The organism is Soonwooa sp., from assembly GCF_030151385.1.
Taxonomy (GTDB): Bacteria; Bacteroidota; Bacteroidia; order Flavobacteriales; family Weeksellaceae; genus Soonwooa.
Map to the genome: position 1 here is coordinate 41,319 of NZ_JASLDS010000058.1, position 20,503 is coordinate 61,821.

General features: G+C 32.8%; 22 protein-coding genes. 2 read left to right on the forward strand and 20 right to left on the reverse strand.

The features are described 5' to 3' along the window. From Q1V95_RS11215 to Q1V95_RS11305, 20 genes are read right to left on the reverse strand one after another with little or no spacing between them, the layout of a single operon-like run. A complete protein-coding gene (locus Q1V95_RS11215; protein ID WP_300673860.1) occupies positions 1-789 on the reverse strand; it encodes a glycosyltransferase in 789 nt (262 codons plus the stop codon). Next, complete coding sequence (locus Q1V95_RS11220) at positions 786-1,826, reverse strand: acyltransferase (RefSeq protein ID WP_300673862.1); 1,041 nt, start codon at positions 1,824-1,826, stop codon at positions 786-788. Before Q1V95_RS11220 ends, Q1V95_RS11215 begins: the two co-directional genes overlap by 4 nt. Before the next feature lie 5 nt (positions 1,827-1,831). Then, positions 1,832-2,872 (reverse strand): acyltransferase, encoded by a 1,041-nt coding sequence (locus Q1V95_RS16305; protein ID WP_366143281.1) that lies wholly within the window; start codon positions 2,870-2,872, stop codon positions 1,832-1,834. 28 nt (positions 2,873-2,900) lie between these two features. Then, positions 2,901-3,737, reverse strand: coding sequence for an alpha-1,2-fucosyltransferase (locus tag Q1V95_RS11225; protein ID WP_300673865.1), 837 nt, complete (start codon positions 3,735-3,737; stop codon positions 2,901-2,903). Further along, a complete protein-coding gene (locus Q1V95_RS11230; RefSeq protein WP_300673870.1) occupies positions 3,737-4,564 on the reverse strand; it encodes a glycosyltransferase in 828 nt (275 codons plus the stop codon). The genes Q1V95_RS11225 and Q1V95_RS11230 overlap by 1 nt, the downstream gene beginning before the upstream one ends. Position 4,565: 1 nt before the next feature. Beyond that, on the reverse strand, positions 4,566-5,456 hold the full coding sequence (locus Q1V95_RS11235) for a glycosyltransferase family 2 protein (protein ID WP_300673873.1): 891 nt from the start codon (positions 5,454-5,456) through the stop codon (positions 4,566-4,568). Next, positions 5,449-6,570 carry a glycoside hydrolase family 99-like domain-containing protein gene (locus Q1V95_RS11240; protein WP_300673875.1) on the reverse strand — a complete coding sequence of 374 codons (1,122 nt, stop codon included), beginning with the start codon at positions 6,568-6,570 and terminating at the stop codon, positions 5,449-5,451. Before Q1V95_RS11240 ends, Q1V95_RS11235 begins: the two co-directional genes overlap by 8 nt. After that, entirely contained in the window at positions 6,563-7,180 is a 618-nt protein-coding gene (locus Q1V95_RS11245) for an acyltransferase (protein ID WP_300673877.1), read from the reverse strand. Before Q1V95_RS11245 ends, Q1V95_RS11240 begins: the two co-directional genes overlap by 8 nt. Further along, positions 7,177-8,688 (reverse strand): hypothetical protein, encoded by a 1,512-nt coding sequence (locus tag Q1V95_RS11250; RefSeq protein ID WP_300673880.1) that lies wholly within the window; start codon positions 8,686-8,688, stop codon positions 7,177-7,179. Before Q1V95_RS11250 ends, Q1V95_RS11245 begins: the two co-directional genes overlap by 4 nt. Further along, entirely contained in the window at positions 8,675-9,778 is a 1,104-nt protein-coding gene (locus Q1V95_RS11255; protein ID WP_300673881.1) for a DegT/DnrJ/EryC1/StrS family aminotransferase, read from the reverse strand. The genes Q1V95_RS11250 and Q1V95_RS11255 overlap by 14 nt, the downstream gene beginning before the upstream one ends. Positions 9,779-9,781: 3 nt before the next feature. Further along, on the reverse strand, positions 9,782-10,714 hold the full coding sequence (locus tag Q1V95_RS11260; protein WP_300673883.1) for a GNAT family N-acetyltransferase: 933 nt from the start codon (positions 10,712-10,714) through the stop codon (positions 9,782-9,784). Continuing rightward, on the reverse strand, positions 10,704-11,186 hold the full coding sequence (locus Q1V95_RS11265) for an acyltransferase (RefSeq protein ID WP_300673885.1): 483 nt from the start codon (positions 11,184-11,186) through the stop codon (positions 10,704-10,706). Before Q1V95_RS11265 ends, Q1V95_RS11260 begins: the two co-directional genes overlap by 11 nt. Further along, positions 11,179-12,105, reverse strand: coding sequence for a DegT/DnrJ/EryC1/StrS family aminotransferase (locus Q1V95_RS11270; protein ID WP_300673888.1), 927 nt, complete (start codon positions 12,103-12,105; stop codon positions 11,179-11,181). Before Q1V95_RS11270 ends, Q1V95_RS11265 begins: the two co-directional genes overlap by 8 nt. Continuing rightward, positions 12,092-12,511, reverse strand: coding sequence for an FdtA/QdtA family cupin domain-containing protein (locus Q1V95_RS11275; RefSeq protein WP_300673890.1), 420 nt, complete (start codon positions 12,509-12,511; stop codon positions 12,092-12,094). The genes Q1V95_RS11270 and Q1V95_RS11275 overlap by 14 nt, the downstream gene beginning before the upstream one ends. Then, positions 12,492-12,908 (reverse strand): FdtA/QdtA family cupin domain-containing protein, encoded by a 417-nt coding sequence (locus Q1V95_RS11280; protein WP_300673892.1) that lies wholly within the window; start codon positions 12,906-12,908, stop codon positions 12,492-12,494. The genes Q1V95_RS11275 and Q1V95_RS11280 overlap by 20 nt, the downstream gene beginning before the upstream one ends. Next, on the reverse strand, positions 12,905-14,173 hold the full coding sequence (locus Q1V95_RS11285; RefSeq protein WP_300673894.1) for an ABC transporter ATP-binding protein: 1,269 nt from the start codon (positions 14,171-14,173) through the stop codon (positions 12,905-12,907). The genes Q1V95_RS11280 and Q1V95_RS11285 overlap by 4 nt, the downstream gene beginning before the upstream one ends. A gap of 21 nt (positions 14,174-14,194) precedes the next feature. Then, entirely contained in the window at positions 14,195-15,052 is an 858-nt protein-coding gene (locus tag Q1V95_RS11290) for an ABC transporter permease (protein WP_300673896.1), read from the reverse strand. 3 nt (positions 15,053-15,055) lie between these two features. Further along, complete coding sequence (gene rfbA / locus Q1V95_RS11295) at positions 15,056-15,916, reverse strand: glucose-1-phosphate thymidylyltransferase RfbA (RefSeq protein WP_300673898.1); 861 nt, start codon at positions 15,914-15,916, stop codon at positions 15,056-15,058. A gap of 19 nt (positions 15,917-15,935) precedes the next feature. Beyond that, positions 15,936-17,015: a dTDP-glucose 4,6-dehydratase gene (rfbB, locus tag Q1V95_RS11300; protein WP_300673900.1), complete on the reverse strand. Its 1,080-nt coding sequence runs from the start codon at positions 17,013-17,015 to the stop codon at positions 15,936-15,938. An 8-nt stretch (positions 17,016-17,023) separates the two neighbouring features. Further along, complete coding sequence (locus Q1V95_RS11305) at positions 17,024-18,334, reverse strand: UDP-glucose/GDP-mannose dehydrogenase family protein (protein ID WP_300673902.1); 1,311 nt, start codon at positions 18,332-18,334, stop codon at positions 17,024-17,026. Between the two features lie 273 nt (positions 18,335-18,607). On the opposite strand from Q1V95_RS11305, the gene rimP reads away from it, so the two are divergent. Both rimP and nusA read left to right on the forward strand, forming a co-directional pair. Further along, the gene (gene rimP, locus Q1V95_RS11310) at positions 18,608-19,075 is read left to right on the forward strand and encodes a ribosome assembly cofactor RimP (RefSeq protein WP_300673905.1); all 468 of its coding nucleotides are present in this window, start codon (positions 18,608-18,610) and stop codon (positions 19,073-19,075) included. Positions 19,076-19,092: 17 nt separating this feature from the next. Further along, positions 19,093-20,328 carry a transcription termination factor NusA gene (gene nusA / locus Q1V95_RS11315; protein WP_300673908.1) on the forward strand — a complete coding sequence of 412 codons (1,236 nt, stop codon included), beginning with the start codon at positions 19,093-19,095 and terminating at the stop codon, positions 20,326-20,328. Positions 20,329-20,503: the final 175 nt, after the last annotated feature.

Here is a 20,503-nt window from a genome sequence, read left to right on the forward strand (position 1 = left end):
CTAAAACTTATCCTTAAGACGTTTGCGAATGTGTTTTAATAACATTTTTAAAGGAAACTGACTTAGGATATCATCGGCGGAAATTTTGTTCATGTTTTCTACAACATTATGGATTTCTTTTTTGCCATTTTTTATGTCAGCAACATTTCCCAAATGATAATAAGCGTGAACAAAGTCTTTAAACGGATTTGGTGTATCTCTTTCGTGCCAAGTACCAACAAAATGATGGGCTGCATAATTTTTTGGTAAGTCTAAGCAAAAATAGGTTGAGGGATAGATCACGATTCCATCTGCAACTTCTTGATATTCGTCACGAGTAGGGTCAACTTTATATTCTTTAATTAACAATTCTGAAACAAAAATTGTATTGGTCGTTAGGTCAAAGTCTGTTTTAACATTATAAAAATCAAGGACTTTTTTCGGCCAAGGATGTCCAGCTTCCGTTGCCCAAAGTGCTGTGAAGGGTGAACCTTTTATTTCGAAACCAGAGAATGCGCGGTGTACTAAGAATTCATTTAGGGAAAATTTGACTTCCACATCAATGTCCATATAGATACCACCTTGCTCGAACAATGCTAATGCTCTAGCATAATCGGATACGAAAGCCCACTTTTTGTTTTCTGCTGCTAACTTAACATAGGTACAACAATTGATATCGAAATTGGATTCGTTCCACTCGATAATTTCATAGTCGGGAAGATTTTTTTTCCAACTTTCCAGGCATATATAAAAAGATTCTGGTTTTGGATTGCCTCCAAACCAGCAATAATGTATTTTTTTAGGAATCATTTAATGAATTTGTGTTTTAAATATCGGTTAACAGGTTTTTCAAAATACTCAAAAATTAATGCGCTTAAAGTAGTTGTAACGATTAATAATATGCTTGGTGTAAAAATATAATGTACTGGCAAATTACAATACTGATACAACTGAATCAATAGTAAATGGATCATGTAAAACGCAAAACTAATTTCTCCCAAATATACTAAGTATTTATTCTTTAAAATTTTTGAGAGATAGCCTTTTTGTAAAGCAAAAATTAAAATAATAGATGCCATAGGAATCCAATAGTATAAAGAATAGCGGTAGGTTTTGTTAATGAGATTATGAGAAACAAAAAATAATACAAATATTAGTAGACTGACAAACTCTAGTACTGTTCCTGTTTTTGGCGAAATTGTTTTGGTCTTCAAATTATTATATATGTAAAACAGTATGATTCCTAAAGTAAAATCTAATATTCTTGTAAATGGATTGAAGTAGTAAACTAGCTTACTAACATTTTGGTCAACGTACGGCACAGAAACGACAAATAGAAGAGAGATTATTATAAAAGCAATTAAAAATGCTTTTTTGTTTTTTAGGATCGCTAAAAAGAGAAAAGGAAAACATGCGTAAAAAAACATTTCATTCGAGATACTCCATGATGGTCCATTTAAAATATTTAGAAAAGCCATATCTGGTATAAACGATTGGACTAAAAATAAGTTTGCGAGAACTTTATTAATGCCTAAATCAAGACCAGCGTAAAGCGAGAATAATAAAGCAGCTAAGAATGTCAGCAAATGTAATGGGTAAATCCGGAATACTCTAGCTAAGTAAAAATTTTTGCGGTTGAAATCCTTTGCAATGAATTTTTTTTGATTGCTATATGATAATACAAAGCCACTAAGAATAAAGAAAAAACTTACTCCTATGTAACCTTCTGAAAAGATATTTCGTTGAAGCCATGTGTAAATTACATTGTCAGACGTAATGAATGCCAAATGACTAAGAAATACAAAGAAAGCAAAGAAAAATCTTAATGACGTTAATGTATTTAGCATAGGTATTAGCTTATTTTTAGTTTTTTGTAATAAAATGATTTTAATTTTTTTCCCAATTTCATTTCGATTAGATGATAACTAATACTGCTTATTATGATAGTTATTAAAACAATGAATAATAGCGCCGAAATACGATTTTTAAAAATAATTGAATCTCTTAGATATGTTGTTGCTAGAGTAATTATAAGGTAATGTGACATATAAATACTGTAACTAATTTCTCCAAGATAAATGAAAATTTTGTGGCTAATGATTTTAGAAAATGTGCCAGTTGATAATGACATTACTATTATGAAAACGACCATTGGTAGCCAAAAAATAGGAAACACTCTATAATAGTCCATACCAGAGAATAGATAAAGACTCGATACTAAGATAACAATAGATGCAACTTCTATTACTGATGTTGAGAGTAAAGATAAATCTTTGAACTTCGGTTTTGCCCACGTATAAATTTTATAACTGAAAATCCCAACTATAAAATCTGGCAATCTGAAGAAAGGTGATATGCCAATATACATAGATCCACTATTATTTATTAAATATAGTATGATGGGGAAAACCAAAATCAATATAAGAAACAACAATGTATTCTTCCTAATTCTTAAAACTAGAAATGGAAAAAGAAAATAGAAAAATAGTTCACAGCAAATACTCCATGAAGGCTTATTGAAGTTACTGTACACATCTTTGATTGGGATATAGTTCTGAATCAGGAAAAAATGAGACAAATATTTTAGGAAGAAATTTGGAAAAAGGTTTCCTGAGCAAATAAAAAAAAGTGCGAAAAAACTTAGAAAGATGATGTGAACAGGATAGATCCTTATAATACGATCAAGCCAAAACTTTTGTTTATTATAACCAGAAGCAAATCGCGCTTCATAATTGTGCGTTAAAATAAAACCACTTAGGATAAAGAAAAAACTAACGCCTACTGATCCATTCGAAAATATTTTGTAAAAAACATTATTAAATGGAAATGGAAAGTGGCTCAGTAAGACCATAAACGCAAAAAAAAAGCGTAACGAAGTTAGAGGTTTTATCATATGTGTTTTTTCAGTTTTTTAGTGACAATTATAAATAACCAAAATCAAAATCTCTAATCATATTCCATTCTGGGTTAAACTGATAGAGGTCAGTGTTAATAATTCTTCTGCTTCCAAAAATAGGACAATAAGTTTTACTTTCATTGTGTTGCAAGTAATTCGAAATGTATGCACCCCAAAACGAAAAAGTCGAATTGGACAGAATAAGATTACTAGCTTTCGTAATCCAACAGAAGCTTTCCTGAATACTATTCTGACTAAATTTAGGATATTCTACTGTTGGCGAATACTTTTCTAAAAAAGAAAAATTTTGTTGGCACCATTCCATGTTGTCAGAAATGATAATGATTTTGTCAAAATATTGCTTATTCAGATACTTGTCGAAGACATGTTTTAAGAAGCCTATTTGATCGTAACCATAGATTGAGCCTTGTTTATTTTCATAAAAATCACCTCTTCGAATGTTGATGGTCATCGTGTTATTGCTTGGTCTTTCAATAAGGTCATAAACCTTTGTAAATGCTGTAGAATTTATTAAATATTTCTCTATAAAAGCATTGAGCTGCTCTTTAGAGAAATCCTTTCCAAATACTTGGAAGAACTGATTGGAAGCATCTTTTTTATGATAGAACGCGACATCATTTTCGTGAATAACAAAAGCTTCTAATGCTGGGAATAGTTCTAAAAGCTCCTTCATGTGTTCTGTATATAGAAGTTTTAGACTATGTTTGTTTTCTTTGTAAATGTAAGCTCGCAGAAAGAAATAGAGAAGATTTCCCCAACGTGCACCCTTTGGAGTAATGATAATTTGTTGTGGATTTCTATTAAGTTTGAAATAGAATCTTTTAAGGATGTCTTTCAGCATTATAGATATTTTAATCTATTTAATATTTTAATAACATTAGAAAGTCCTAGTAGACGAACACTAAGATATGGATAAATGATTTTGAATGCTTCGGCACGCGAATAATTAAACAGTTTTAGTTGATTAATGAGTTTGTAAAAGTTGTTGACTTCTAGTTTTTTGTCTATTTTTTGTGCTGGATTAAATCCTACAATTTCTCGAACTTTTATTATATTTTCCAACCATTTTCTATCTAGGTTACCAGCAGAAAAGTGATGGATGAGTATTTCTGAAGTTACATAGTTTTGGTATTTCTTTGAAACTTGAAGCGAGAAAATTAGATCATAGCCGTGGTAATTATCTATCCTTTCGTCGAAGCCAATTTCATCGAAAACGTTTTTTTTACAAGCCATAAAAACACCGTCTAGTGCTATAGCTTCTTCATTGTCTTTTTTAAAATTAGCCTTGTTGTTGAATGTTGTTGAGGTGGGGTCAACTTGTTTTAAGTGCAGAAAATTGTAGCCTTTGTTCCACCAGCTTCCAGGGACGTAGGCGTAGTAAGAACCTCCCGCAACACCTATTACACCACAGTCTTTAACACTCAAAAGTTTAACTAGAATATTTCCCCAGTTTTTTGTTTCAAAAATTATGTCTTCATGTATGAAGAGTAGATTATCATATTTTGCTTTTTTTCCACCAATATTATAAGCTTGTGTAAGGCTATATTTTGAGTGATTTTCAATTTTTATGATTTCATATAGAAAGCCATCTCCAATACTGGACTTGATGTTATTTTCAAGTTGTTCAAAATAATCTTGTTTGTAAGAAGAAATAATTATTGATAACATTTTACAGCAGGTTAAATATTTTTTTTAATGAAGACACTTTGTAGAACTTAAAATATTCTAAAATAAAACTATTGAAATCTAGTTTTAGATTATTGTTTTTTAATATTGTATAACATTGATCTAGCATAAATTTTCTCGCGTTGTCAGATAAGTTAGACCAGCTTTTAATTTCTTGATATGTATCCCAATAATAATAGAAATAATTTATCTGTCGCTGCTTATCACTTACACCTTTTCCATATTGAAAAGAACCTTCATGGTATCTTCGGTCAGTAAGAACAATATCTTGATCAATGGCGTTTTCTGTTTTCAAAACGAGTTTTACAAAATAATTATACTCTTCTGCAGATTGATTTTTCTCTGTGAAACTTATAGACTTTGCAATGTCAGCCTTTACAATGATGTCGAAGGTTATCCAATTGATCTGCTTTGTGATAAAATTATCAGCAGTAATCGGTTTTGTGCCCAAATCTCGATAGTTAATAGGATTGATGTTATCAGGATTATTAAAATAAGCGGATCTTGTAACCGCAAAATCGTAATTGTTACTCTTGATAAGCTTTAGTTTTGCTTCAATGTGATTCTGTAACATCAGGTCATCACTATCAAAAAAGATAATATAATCACCAGTAGATTTTGACATCCCTATGTTACGGCAAGCATTGGCACCTTTTGGATAGTTTTGTGGACGCTGAAATAATTTAATACGAGAATCTTTAGCTGCGAATTGCGCTATAACTTCTAACGAATTATCTGTCGAGCCATCATCAACAATGATACATTCCCAGTTATGGTATGTTTGGGAAATAATCGACTCCAAAGTTTCTCCAATAAGAGAAGCCCTGTTGTAGTTGGGGATGATGATGGAGACAAGATTTTCGTTATTAAGCATTGTTTCTTGTTTTTACATTTAATACAGCTTGTAGCCACTGATGACCGTATTTTCTATCAGGTTCGAGATAGTTGCCTTCAGCCCATTCGTTCCATGATTTGATGACTACTAATTGTGGATTTTCAGGGTGTTTTTTTAGTTCTGTTACAATTTTTTCAAGATACTTTTCCCAACGTTCAGGTGTTGCATTGTGGAATACCATAGACTTGTTGCCACTTCTTGCTGAGTTATCCCAATTGGGAACCGCGCAAGGAATGATTTTAGGGTTATTAATTTGTACAATTAGCTCTTCGGCAACTCTTTTGTAATCGATTATTAATGGTCGTTTTCGATGAATGACATTGTCCGTATAGCCGATTTTTTTCTTTAATCTTAATTCATAATGTCTCAAAGTTCGATTTGAGAAAAATGGATCATAATTGTAGCGGATTTTGTTGAAAGAGTCTGATGCGACTGCACCAAAAACGCGATCATCATCTTTTACAATTGAAAGATCTGGGTAACCAATTGATATAAAATGAATCCCTGCAAAACCATTTTCTTTTGCTAAATCATTAAAAGTTGATAAAAATAAATCTAAGTCAGGAATGTCTTTAATTTTATAAATATAAAACATTGGCTTACCGTCGACCATAATATATCGTTTGTCCTGGAAGAAAGGAAGCAAATAGTTGAAGTAGTCAATATAATCTTGCTTGCCAGGATATACTTGTTCGATTAGAACAGCACTTTCTTTCAGACCGTGCCAGATTCCTTTCCAGGTTTCATTAGCCCAACAGAAACAAAAAGGGATGTCAATTTTATCATTTTTCAACATGTTTTCTGCTGGTTTTTCTAGGAGCATTTTTTTGTTCCCAAACCAGTATTGATAATATATAAAACCATCAATGCCATATTGCTTTGCAAGCTTCGCTTGTTCTTCCTGAGTTTCCGCAACTCTTAAATCATAAAACCCAAGATCAGCAGGTAGTATAGGTTGGTAATGACCTTTAAATAAGGGTTTTGCTTTTGTGACATTTGTCCATTCTGTAAAACCTTTTCCCCACCATTCATCATTCTCGGGAATAGGATGATATTGCGGGAGATATATGGCTAGGTATTGTATTTTACTCATTTGAGAGTGTTTTTATTAGTTTTGCAGGAATACCTGCAATTACGGAATTGTCAGGAAAGCTTCGATTAACTACCGAATTAGCTCCTATAATTGAGTTTTTTCCGATGCTTACACCTGGTAGTATGCAAACGCCTTCGCCAACCCACACATTGTCCATTATTTCTACATTACCTTTTGAATATAGAGGCCTTTCTGATGGAATTTTTTGTAGATCTTCATTGTTTACAGCACCATGAGAATGATCCGAAATGTAGATTCTACTTGCCATCAATACATTATTACCGATGATAATCTTGTTGATTGCGCCAATATGTACGTCAGAATTAAAAATAACATTGTCACCGATTATGATTTCTGGGCTGAATTTTTGTTCCTGAAATTGATCCCAAGCCTCTAGTCGTAAGTTAAATAAAGATCTAAAGCCATCTCCTATAGAAATATACTGTGGGTTCTTGATATGTGATAATTCTGGTAGATTAGAGTTTGTTCCAAAGCTTTTAAAACTAGCTTTTGCCCAAGAATTATCTCTGCTTTGCTTGTATTGTTTGTAAGCATTAGAATGTAATATTTTGTACAACAGCTGGATGATATATTTTTTTAAAAAACTCATATTTTATTAATTAATTGGTAACATAAAGTTTTTACAAACTGAATCTTGTTTTCATTAAATAAATTTTTATAATGTTCTGCTCTATAATCTGGAAAAATATTAAACTTTTCCCAATGGGATAAATAATTATTGATTGTCCTTTGAAGAGATGGATTATAAAGGTTTTCGGACTCCAATGTTAGAGCATTATATGTTATGACAGATGTACTTACATTTTCTCTTTTTTCTAAAAATGCCATTGGGTTCTCATTATTAAATATTTTTTGCAAATTCTCAGCAAATTCTTGTTCTGTTACTATTGCATTTTTATAAGAAATTTTTCTTTCACCAATTTTATATGCTTTTGTAAAATCTTCTACTAGTTTATTTAAATTATCAGAATTTTTGAAATCATCAGTTTTATAGAATAAATCTTTGATGTCATTATATTGACAATCTTTATGAGCATAAGCAAAAATCGGAAGTTCTGCTTCTGCTGCAATTTGAGTAATTAATCCTCCAGCGAAAGGAAAAGTCGCGATGTAATAATCTACTCTTTTCATGATTTCAAATAAATCATACCTGTCACCGATTAAGTAAATTCTACTTTTTAGATTATTATCCTCAATAAACTTTGTGATTGAATCTGTATTTCCACTTCCCGCTAATATAAAAATAAGGTTTTCATCCACATTCAAGAGTTCTTGGATCGTTTCGAAAAATTCTAAATTATTTCCTAACATTTTATAAAGTGCTCCTCCTGAGAAAATTATTTTTTTCCCAGTTGTATCAAAATCAAATCCTTGAAACGAAGTTTTTGATAAAATAGGGTAGTAAGGTAGCAACCGATTTTTATTACTTGGTATATTTCTATATTGTTCTGACAAGTTTAACCCATAAGAACGAAATCCAAGATTAATATCTGTAATATCTGTTCCTAACCAAAAGGCTTGGTCAGTAAGATTTATTTGATATCTTTTAGTGCCTTTCACTTTGTAAAAAGCCATATATGCAATTGTATTCCATGGAATTAAATGCATTAAAATGCTCTCTGGTTTTGTAGATGCAATTATTTTCAATAAGCATTTACTCTTCTCAATTCGGTCCTGCCCTTCAAGGTAATATATTTCCTTGTTTTCGTAATCATTAATTTCGGCTAGGATAGCTTCATTTTTATAATGTCTATCTTCATTTTCGAAAACAAGAATGATTTTTTTATTAAGTCTTTGTAATGCTCTTAAATATTGTTGAGTTAATCCACGGTAATCATATCCAAAATAATCATAAAACAAGACTACATCTTTGTCAGGAGTAACGATTTGAGTTGGGAGATGCAAGTCAGCAATTTGCTTCAAAGAATCTTCTAGATCTTTATCATACCAAGATTCATTAAAGCAGTAATTATACTGCAAATGCGCAGATAATTCTACCAATCTCAGTGCTAAATCATAGTTTTTTTTCTTAATGGATTTTTTTAAACTTTTCTTAAGCAGTTGGTCAAGATCTATAAGTTCTTTATTTGAAGTCATTTATTACCTTAATTAATTCTTTAATTTCTTCTTCTGTCATTACAGGAGAGATAGGAAGGCTTAGTACTTCTTCGTGTATTTTTTCACTAATGGGAAACGACATATCATTCCATTCTTTGTATGCCTCTTGTTTATGAGGAGGAATGGGGTAGTGGATCAAGGTTTGAATATTATTATCAGCTAAATATTTTTGAAGTTGATCTCTTTTTGTTGATCTTATTACAAAGACATGCCATACATGTTCCTTTTCATCTTCCGGATATTCAGGAAGAGTAATTTCTGGATGTTTAATTTCATTGATAAAGCGCTTTGCGATTTCTCTTCTCAGCTTATTTTCTTCGTCTATGTATTTTAATTTAATATCTAAAATGGCTGCCTGAAGTTCATCTAATCTAGAATTTAGACCTTTGTAGATATTAACATATTTTTGGTTAGATCCATAATTAGCGAGGGCTCTTATTGTTTTTGCAAGCTCATCATCATTTGTTGTTACAGCTCCCGCATCTCCTAATGCGCCTAGATTTTTACCAGGATAAAAACTAAATCCTGCCGCATCACCTAAGTTGCCAGATTTTACATCTTGCCATTCTGCTCCGATTGCCTGCGCATTATCTTCGATAATTTTTAAATTATATTTTTTTGCAATTTCCCTTAGTTGTTCCGAAAAAACGAGTCTTCCTTGTAGATGAACAATAAGAATTCCTTTTGTTTTAGATGTGATTTTTTCTTCAATTTTAGAGATGTCGATATTGTATGTGTTAATTTCTGGTTCTACCAAAACAGGAATTAATCCATTGTCAGAAATAGCCAATATGGATGCAATGTATGTATTTGATGGGACAATAATTTCATCTCCCTCTTTCATAAAGCCCATTTCAATATATCCACGAAGAATGAGACGTAAGGCATCTAGTCCATTTGCTACTCCAATTGAATTTTTAGCACCAATATAATGTGAAAGGTTCTTTTCAAAGTTTGCTAGTTCATTTCCCATAAGATACCATCCAGAACGAAAAACATCTACAAGTTTAGCTTCAATCTCATTTTGGTATTGTAGGTTTACTTTTTGTAAATCAAGAAATTTAATCATAATCTAAAGTTTTATTGAATAAAAGTCTAAGGTGATTCCTCTCGCTCCCATATTTTCTTTCTGCTGAATCAGTCCTTCATTTAAGAAATTTCCTTGGTTCTCTGTAGAGATTCCAAAGCTATAATATTTTTTATAGTTGAATTTATGTGTAAGATAATTGTTGATAAAATCTAAAGCGCCAATCTTTCGCCCTTCTTGAGAGGCTGCCATGTATTGCGTATGTACGACATTACCAAAGTCAAAAATTACAATTCCTGCATATAGATTTCCTTCTTTTCTCGCTTCAAACAGTTTTATATTATCTGGAAACTTTTCTTTTAAAAGTATAATTTCTTCGATTGTGTGTACTGGTTTAGTATCAAATTTTAAAAGTACATCAGATAGTAATTGCCAGTATTCGGAAAGATTAGTATTTTCAGTTACAAGAATATCTTTTTCTTCACATTTTCTGATTAATTGCCTTTTTGTTTCAGAAAAACGAATAGGTTCGGATAAGTCAATTACTGAGGAAATATCTCTTCTGAAAAGAGTTGCTTCATTTCTAAAAAGTGCATAAAGATCTTCTTCAGCTGGATATTTATGAAATATTTGAGGAATTGCTTTATAAATTATTTTTTTGAAGGACAAGCCAGCATAGTATTTTTTTATCTCATCAAAGATATCCAAAACATCTTTAGTCTTTAGGTAATAAGACATAATTAGAGATCCAAAGGTTAATCCTCCATGGGAGATAATTTCTGCGCCATCTTCGTTTGCTGGAAAAACTGCTATCATTTTTTGATTATCAAAAATGAGAAGTGAGTGATCTATAAATCGATCAGAATGATAATCCATAAAATTTCTATCAAAAAAGAAAAGTCCATTTTTTGAAGATGAAATAAATTCGTTCCATTCCTTTTTGTAAGAATTATTATATTTTTCTAGTCTATATTTCATCTGGACGAGAAATTGTTTTTATAAGTTTTGCGGGATTTCCTCCAATCATTGAGAAATCAGGAAAACTTGAGTTTACAAAACTATTTGCTGCTACAACACAAAACTTCCCCAACTCTACTCCTGGCATAATAACAACGTTTGCGCCAATCCAACTGTGATCACCTATGTTTACTTCGCCTTCTATTAATGGAAATATTTTTTGCATTTCTTCACTAGCGTTAGGTCCAGAATCTGTCATCATGTTTACATTCTGAGCAATTGAGACATGAGATCCGATTTTTATTTTTTTTCGAAATCCATTTAAGATACTAAACATTCCGATATAGGAGTTTGCTCCAATTTCAAGTTGATTGATCTCAGAGCCATAGATACTGCAGAATTTTGCAATTTTTACATTGTCTCCGATTTTTACATTATTAATTGACGTCGTTGGATCAATAATAGTATTTTCGCCCAAATTTATGTTACTCATTTTCATGGATAAAAAATTCAATAAGGTTAATAATATAATCCATTTCAAATATGCCTAATGCTTGATTAACTGGTATGAAAAAAGCGTCCTTACCATAAAAAATACTACATTCTATTCCATTCTTTTGAAGAAATACTTTAAGGTCAGGAAGATTATAGCCATTGTTTGTAAACATGCAAACTGACGGCGTTTCAAACTGCGAGTATTCAAAATATGGTTTTAGTCCAAATTTACTTAAAGCAGCAATCAAATAAGAGTTGTTTTCTTTCCTTTTTTTTATAATATCTTGAGTATTTTCAAAATAATGAAGTATAAGTTTTTGAAGATGGTTTTTATATGGTTTCTCTTCGTTTATAACAAAGTTATCACAATTTACTCTTAGTATTCCACCAAATTGGATAGGAAAAAACTTTGGAATACTGTAAATTGTAAAGTCGCCATACTGACCAATATAGTTGGTCTCATCGTTGGAAAACATACTCATCGCGCAATCTTCAATGATTGGAAGATTATATGCTATGACAGTTGCCATGTCCGAATAAACTTTCCCAAACTCATGTATAACAAAAACAAGTTTAGTTTTTTCGGATTTTACTCTCGACCATCGACAGAATTTTTCTATTTGTGTTGTTACACAGCTGCTTACATATAGATTTGAAGATGTAGTAAGAATGAGAACTTCATCTTCTGGTAAAAGATTATAATGACTTAGCGCTTTATAGATTGCCTCTTTTCCATTCATGAAGTACTCGTGTTCTCCAAAAAAAGAGTTGTATTTTTGTAGAACATCCTTATTTAAAATGCTATTTTTGATAATAGCGTCATTTTTTCCTAAATCAGTTGTCGTAAATGGACTAATATAGAAAGCAGGTTGTCTAAAATTTTCTGGATTTATTATTTGGTTTTCATAAAAAATCATCTCTCAATTTTTTGAAATCTTCATAATTCCTTACGTAATCTTCCTCTTTGTAAGAATGCGATGCTAAAACCAAGCATATGGCTCCTGAAGAAAAGTTAATTTCTGATGCCCAAATTCCTGGTGGGATATGTAATCCAACATTTGGCATATTGAGTGATATTGTTCTTTGGACTTTGCCATCATCAAGCAAAACGTCAAATGCACCAGAAGCAGCAATTAAAAACTGATGGCATTCTTTGTGTGCATGCGCACCACGACTTTCACCGCCTGGAATGTCATAAAGATAAAAAATTCTTTTTACAGAAAAAGGTACATCAGTATCATTCTCAATAGCCGTTAAGTTGCCTTTTCTGTCTTTTATCTTCTTAAGCGTAATTAAATCGCAGTTATATACTGTTGGCTTCATTAGTTTTCAGTTTAACAAATTGATCAAAGTCTCTAATGTAATCATCTTCATTATATTTGCAATCGCTAATAATAAGTGCTAAAGAGTTTGTTGAGAAGTTTTCTATTTTGCGCCACATCATTTTTGGAATGTATAATCCATAATAAGATCGATTCAACGAAAACTTTTGCTCTTTTATTCCATCATGAAGGATGATATCAAAACTACCTGATAAAGCTACAATAAATTCATTTTGATTTTTGAAGGCATGACTACCTCGTGTTTCTCCTCCGGGTACATCATATATCCAATAAGTTCTTTTTATTTTGAATGGAATTTGATTTTCATTCTCAAAAAATGAAAGGTTTCCTCTTGGATCTACTATTTTTGGAAGATGGAAAATTTCAGGTGTTTTCATTCTTGGAAATCTACTTTATAGTCAAAATGTGGTCTAAGAATACCTGGGTAAATGTGGGTTTTAGTACCCACTTTTACATTCTCAACTTCAAAACCAATTAGATTATCTATACCAAATAATAATTCGGTTTGATCTTTGCCAAACATTAGCTTAAAGTAATAATTACCAGTGTTTAGCATACCAGGAGGCATGTCGAACTCTACTGTATATATTCCCTTTTTAACATTTGTGAAGTCTCCAATTTGCTTACCTACATGATAGACGACTAACTCTTCAAAATTTCGCAATTCGAATGTTGCATCTAGATTTATATTAGGTGTATTGTTGTAAAATTGTAGTTTAACTCTGATGCCTGAGTCGATGTCTAATAGCTTACCAGTAATAGGTTTTGCTGAGAATTCTAAAATTCTAATATTGTCGTTACCAACTGCAGTTTCAAAGCTATCAGCGATGTAAGATGTTGATAATTCATAATCTTTTTGATATTCTAAAATGGTTTCTAGCATTTCGCCTTGGTGAGCAATCTCACCATATTTCATTAGTATACCATGGTCGCATAATTCTTTAACAGCAGTCATATTGTGGCTTACAAAAAGAATTGTTCTTCCTTCGCCTTTTGTAACGTCTCCCATTTTGCCTAGACATTTTTTTTGGAATTCGGCATCACCTACAGCCAACACTTCATCTACAATTAAAATTTCTGATTCTAAGTGTGCAGCAACAGCAAAGGCTAGGCGAACGTACATCCCAGAAGAGTATCGTTTTACTGGTGTATCAATATAGCGCTCTACTCCTGCAAAGTCTACGATTTCATCAAATTTTCTATTGATTTCTTTTCTAGTCATTCCAAGAATAGCACCGTTCAGATATATGTTTTCTCTACCTGTCATTTCTGGATGGAAGCCAGTACCTACTTCTAACAAAGAGGCGATACGTCCTTTGTATTTAATAGTACCAGTCGTTGGCTTTGTAACGCGAGAAAGTAATTTTAAGAGTGTAGATTTTCCCGCGCCATTTCTTCCGATTATGCCTAGGGCTTGCCCTTGCTCAACTTTAAAATCAATATCTTTAAGTGCCCAGACGTAATCTGAATCGCCTTTTTGCGTACGGTCATTGGTTTCGCCTATCTTTAAGAAGGGATCTTCTTTCCCTCTAATGTTTGCCCACCAACGCTTAATATCATGTTGCAAAGATCCTGTTCCAACTTCACCTAGGCGATATTGTTTGGATACATTATTAACATCTAGAACTATATTTTTGCTCATAAATTTTCATCATTAGGTCTACTATACAGTATCCATAAAAGATTTTTCAACTTTGTTAAATATTATTGTACCTATTACAAGAATAATAAAGATAACAATTGTCGAGTACAATAACATATTAATACTAAAATCGCCTACACCAAGATATGCATATTTGTAACATTCAAAAATACCTGTTAACGGATTAACATCAGCGATCCATCGGTATTTTTCTGGCATTGCTGAAACTGGATAAACTACTGGTGTGACATACATGTATAACGATACTCCGAAACTTAATAACATAGCTAAATCTTTATATTTAGTTGTCATTGACGAAAATATCATACCAACACCCATTGCGAAAGCGGCCATAAGTATAATAAGTAAAGGCGTTGCTAAAATCCAAATATTTGGATGAACTTCGCCTAGAAAAGTATAATAAATTATGACACCAACAAATAGCACGAATTGAACAGCAAATTGCATTAAATTTGAAGTCACAATTGCTAATGGCATTACCATTCTAGGGAAATATACTTTTCCAAATATTGAGGCATTACCTCTAAAAACATTTGAGGTGTTGTTAAGGCAAGACGAAAAATAATTCCATAATGTAACACCAGCTAAATAGAAAGCTAATTGTGGAGCACCATCGGTCGAGAGGTTCGCGATATTTCCAAAAACAATTACATACATAATTGTCGTAAAAATTGGATTTATGAAGAACCACAATGGACCAAGAACTGTTTGCTTAAATGAAGTTACAAAATCTCGCTTTACAAGCATATACACTAGGTCGCGATACTGCCAGACCTCTTTTAAATTTAAAGATAAAAGCGAATGTTTGGCGCCAATTGTTTGACTCCAGTTATTATTCTCTTCAATTGTGTTGTTCATGTTTTATTTTGTTAGTGCTTTTAGGTATGTGCCGTAGCCACTTTTACCATATTTTTCTGCTGATTTTAAAAGCTGCTCCTCATTGATAAATCCTTTACGGAAAGCAATTTCTTCAATACAAGAAATTTTGAAACCTTGTCTTTTCTCAAGAACGCGAACAAATTCTGAAGCTTCGTGCAAAGAGTCAAAAGTCCCTGTATCTAACCAAGCTGTTCCACGACTCATCACGCCAACTTCCAATTCTCCTTTTTCAAGATATATTTTGTTAATGTCCGTGATTTCTAGTTCACCACGTGGTGATGGCTTTAAGTTTTTTGCATATTCGACAACCGAATTATCATAGAAGTACAAACCAGGAACCGCAAAATTTGATTTTGGCTCAGTTGGTTTTTCTTCAATAGAAAGGGCATTAAAGTTTTCATCAAATTCGACAACACCATAACGTTCTGGATCAGAAACTTGATAAGCGAAGACGCAACCTCCTTTAACATTGGTTTTACTTTCTAAAAGCTGAGGTAGTCCTGTTCCATAAAATATATTGTCGCCTAAAACCAAAGCTACAGAATCATCTCCAATAAAGTCCTCGCCTAGAATAAAAGCTTGTGCTAAACCATCTGGAGAGGGCTGAACTTTGTATTCGAAACGACAACCGATTGATGAACCGTTACCTAATAGTCTTTGGAAAGCCCCTTGATCATGCGGTGTTGTGATTATTAATATTTCTCTGATTCCGGCAAGCAGTAATGTCGAAATTGGAAAATAAATCATCGGCTTGTCATAGACTGGCATCAACTGTTTGCTAACAGCAATCGTTAATGGATATAGTCTTGTGCCAGATCCTCCAGCTAGAATAATTCCTTTCATAATGTTGTGATTTTTTGGGTTACGAATATTGCTTGTCGTAATATTTTTGATAATCTCCAGAAGTTACATTCTCTAACCATTCTTTATTGCTTAAAAACCAATCAATGGTTTTAGAAAGTCCCTCTTCAAAAGTTACTGAAGGCTTCCATCCTAGGTCTTTATTAAGCTTTGTTGCGTCAATTGCGTAGCGCTTGTCATGACCTGGTCTATCTTTAACGAAAGTAATTAACTTCTCCGAATATCCAGCTTCTTTTCCCGTTTTTTCGTCCACTTGTTTGATTAATTCTTTAACCAAGTCAATGTTTTGCCATTCGTTCCAACCTCCAATATTGTAGGTTTCTCCAGTTTTAGCTTCGTGGAAAATTTGGAAAATCGCTTTGGCGTGATCAATAACATATAACCAGTCTCTAGTATATTTTCCATCGCCGTAGATTGGAAGTGGCTTTTCATTTAAGATATTGAAAAGACAAAGTGGAATCAACTTCTCAGGAAAATGATTTGGACCATAATTATTAGAGCAATTAGAGACAATAAAAGGCATTCCATAAGTGTTTCCGTAAGCTCTTACCAAATGATCCGACGCGGCTTTGCTTGCAGAGTAGGGTGATTTTGGATCGTAAGAAGTTTCTTCTGTGAAGAAACCAGTTTCTCCTAGTGCACCATAAACTTCGTCTGTTGAAACATGGTAGAACAAGTTGGTTCTTGGTCCGTCAGGGAAGTTGCCATGTTGATGATCAGGATTAAGAGTCCAAAACTCTTTCGCCAAATTCAATAAGTTAGCTGTACCATTAACATTCGTGTTGATGAATGCATTAGGATCTGTTATACTTCTGTCAACATGAGATTCTGCGGCTAGATGTATAATAGCATCAGGATGATGTTTTTCAAAAACCTTTCTTAGTTCATCAGGTTTTGTAATGTCCGCTTTTTCGAAAATGTAATTAGGCTCATTTTCGATATCTTTTAGATTTTCTAGATTACCTGCATAAGTTAATGCATCTAGATTAATGATGTTGGTATTTGGTAGGTTTTTTACAAATTCTCTAACAACATGAGAGCCAATAAAACCAGCGCCACCAGTAATGATGATGTTTTTCATGCTGAAAATTAGTTGTTAATTGTTTTACGACCTATTGATTTATAAAAGAAGCCATGTTGCTCCGGAACTTCTAATGGGAACATATTACGCCCATCAAAAATAATTTTGTTTTTCATTTTTGAAGCCATTAAGTCAAAATTAGGATTTTTAAACTCTGGCCATTCTGTTGCGATAAGAAGACAATCTGCGTCTTCTAAAGCAGCGTACATGTCTTCCGCATATTCGATTTGGTCACCAATCAAATGCTTAACATTAGCTTCCGCAATTTTGTCGTAAGCTGTTATTTTAGCACCTTTTTCAAGAAGCAATTTAATATTGTCTAAAGAAGAAGCTTCACGAATATCATCAGTATTCGCTTTAAAAGCCAAGCCCCAAAGTGCAATTTTTTTACCTTTAAGATCATTGAAGTATTTTTCAATATCTTTTGTTAAAATTACCTTTTGTGCATTGTTAACCGCTTCGGTAGATTCCAAAATTTGGAATTTGAAATTTTCATCTTGACCAGATTTAATCAAAGCTTTCACATCTTTCGGAAAGCAAGATCCTCCGTAGCCAATACCAGGGAACAAAAATCTATGACCAATACGATCGTCGCTTCCCATACCCAATCTAACTTTGTCAACGTCGGCTCCTACTAATTCGCAATAGTTTGCGATTTCGTTCATGAAGGTAATTTTAACAGCAAGGAAAGAGTTGGCAGCATATTTTGTTAATTCTGAAGATTTTTCGTCCATGAAAATAATCGGAACACCTGTATTGGTAAATGGCTGATAAATTTGAGCCATAATGTTTTTTGCTTTGTCAGAACTGCAACCTACAACAACTCTTGCAGGATTCATAGAGTCTTCCACAGCAAATCCTTCTCTTAAGAATTCTGGATTTGATACAACATCGAAAGGCAAATCCGTTTTGGATTTGATAACCGCAGTTACTCTATCCGCTGTGCCAACTGGCACTGTTGATTTGTTGACCACAACTTTGTATTCAGTCATCATTTCGCCAATGTCGTTTGCAACTTTTAGAACGTATGATAAATCTGCAGAACCATCTTCGCCTGGAGGCGTTGGTAATGCAAGATAAATAACTTCGCTTTTGTCTAAAGCTTCTTTTAAATTGGTGGTGAAATGTAATCTGTTGGCTTGGATGTTTCTTAAAAACATTTCTTCAAGATTAGGCTCGTAGATTGGTACGATACCTTTCTTCATGCCTTCAACTTTTTTTTCATCTATGTCTACACAATATACAGAATTGCCTAATTCTGCTAGCGTAGTGCCTGTTACTAAACCTACGTAACCGGTTCCTACAATCGTAATATTCAATGTTTGAGTTTTTAATTTCGTACAAAGATAAATTATTTTAACATATTAAGATGTATTGTGAAGTTTGCCTTTTTGTAATGTGCAAGAATTTCTTCGTTTTTTTGTTGATTTTGTTTTTTAAGCCTTGTGTTAAATTTTATTCGTAAAGTCTTAAAATTCAATATAATTTGGATTTTTTGAAAAAAGTAGCTATATTTGCAAAAGATTTACGGAACAGAATGAAAAGGCCTTCGAGAGAAAGCCTTTTTTCGTAAACCTAATTCAAGGAAAAGTATGGGTTTTAAAGAGAAAGTTGAAGCTTTGTTGGCTTCTTTTTTGGAAGAAAGAAAAGACTTGTTTTTGGTAGATCTTAAGATTTCTGCGGATGACCAAATTACAGTGACTTTGGATGGAGACAATGGTGTGACGCTTCGGGATTGTTTGGACGCTAGTCGTGCTATTGAGTTTAACATGGATCGTGAAGAACATGATTTTGCTTTGCAAGTGATGTCTTATGGTTTATCGGAGCCTTTGGCGCTTAATCGTCAATATCAAAAAAATATTGGTAGAGAACTGGATGTTGTTTTGACTTCTGGTGAAAAGATTGAAGGCGAGTTGGTTTCGGTTAACGAAGAGTCGATTGTTCTTTTGTTGAGATACCGCCGACCAAAACTTATTGGAAAAGGTAAGGAAGATGTCGAGGAAGAAAAAGTAATACGTCTTGATGAAATTAAAAAGGCGTTAGTTGTAATTAAATTTTAATAAGAAAAATATAATCAATGGATAATTTAGCTTTAATTGAAGCTTTTGGCGATTTTAAAGAAGTAAAGAATATAAGCAAAATTGACCTAATGGCAATCATTGAAGATTCTCTTAAGACACTTTTGAGAAAAAGATATGATTCTGATGATCATTTTGATGTTATTGTTAACCCTGATAAAGGAGATTTTCAGATTTTCTTAAATAAGATTATTGTTGAAGACGAAATGTCGGAAGATGATGATTTGGAAATCGAAATTTCGGAGGTTAGAAAGATTGACTCTACTTTTGAAGTTGGTGAAGAATATACACAAGAGATTCCGGTTGCTAAATTGGGGCGTAGAAATATTCTAACATTGAAGCAGATTCTTGCGACTAAAATTCAAGAGCACTTCAATGCAGCTTTGTATGAGCAATTCCGTGATAGAATTGGGCAATTGGTTGTAGGAGAAGTTCATCACATTCGTCATAAGCATGTTATTATGTTAGATGATGAGGGTAACGAATTTATCCTACCTAAAGAAAATCAAATCCCATCAGACTTCTTTAAAAAAGGAGATAACGTAAGAGCGATTGTAGAAAGTGTTGATTTCCGTGGATCTAAGCCTCAGATTATGATTTCGAGAACTTCACCGAAGTTTTTAGAGCAATTGTTAGAGTTGGAGATTCCGGAAATTCAGGATGGTACAATTATTCTTAAAAAGGTTGTAAGAATACCAGGAGAAAAGGCGAAAATCGCTGTAGATGCTTACGATGACAGAATTGATCCAGTTGGTGCTTGTGTGGGTGTTAAAGGATCTAGAATTCATGGTGTGGTAAGAGAGCTGAGAAATGAGAATATTGATGTAATCCAATGGTCTAAGAATCCAGAGATTTTGGTGAAGAGAGCGTTAGGTAATATAGTTATTAACAAAGTAGAAGTAGACGAAGAGCACAATTATGCAATGGTCTACACACCGGTGGAAGAGATTTCGAAAGTTATCGGTAAGCAAGGTCAAAACATTAAGTTGGCATCTTGGTTAACAGAATACGAAATCGATGTTTATAGAGAAAAGCAAGAAGATGACGATGTTGAGTTGACAGAATTCAATGACGAGATCGAAGCTTGGATTATTGATGAGTTCAAAAAAGTTGGTCTAGAGACTGCGCGTAGCGTTTTAGATAAAGACACAGAAGCTTTGCTTAACTTGGTAGATTTGGAAGAAGAAACTATCGAAGAGGTTAAGAACGTTCTAAGAGAAGAATTAGAAGGTTAATAAAACTTTTCAACTCTAATAAACAGTAAAAAGAAAATACTTTAATTTTAAAAATTAAAAACAGAACATTTATAAATGCCAAAAATTAGATTAAATAAAGCAGTTAAGGAATTTAATATTTCGATGGGAAGGATGGTAGAATTTCTACAATCTAAAGGCTTCGAAGTAGAGAGTA